The organism is Burkholderia sp. A2 (assembly GCF_001729305.1).
Lineage (GTDB): Bacteria > Pseudomonadota > Gammaproteobacteria > Burkholderiales > Burkholderiaceae > Burkholderia > Burkholderia sola.
Genome location: NZ_LZXX01000111.1, coordinates 1,926 through 2,219 on the forward strand (window position 1 = coordinate 1,926; position 294 = coordinate 2,219).

At 77.9% G+C, this 294-nt stretch carries 1 protein-coding gene; it reads left to right on the top strand.

Features of this window, described 5'->3' with window-relative positions; translation table 11 throughout:
- The coding region (locus tag A9Z05_RS38000; protein WP_256122090.1) for an FGGY family carbohydrate kinase at positions 1-294 on the top strand (294 nt) is incomplete at both ends.

Genomic DNA, 294 nt, shown 5'->3' on the forward strand with positions numbered 1-294 from the left:
CCGCGCGGCTGCCGGCCGACGAACGTGCGCAGGTCGCGGCGATCGGCTTTTCGGGCCAGATGCATGGCGTCGTGCTGATCGACGCGGCCGGCCAGCCGGTGCGGCCCGCGCTGCTGTGGCCGGACACGCGCGCGGTGCGCGAGGCGGACGCGGCCGGCTGGCCTGCGCCCGGATTGCCCGTCGCCGGATTACCCGTCGCCGGATTGCCCGTCGCCCCGAACCCCGTCGCGCCCGGCATGGCGGGCCCGCTGTTGCGCTGGCTCGCACTGCACGAGCCCGACGCGCTGCGCGCCG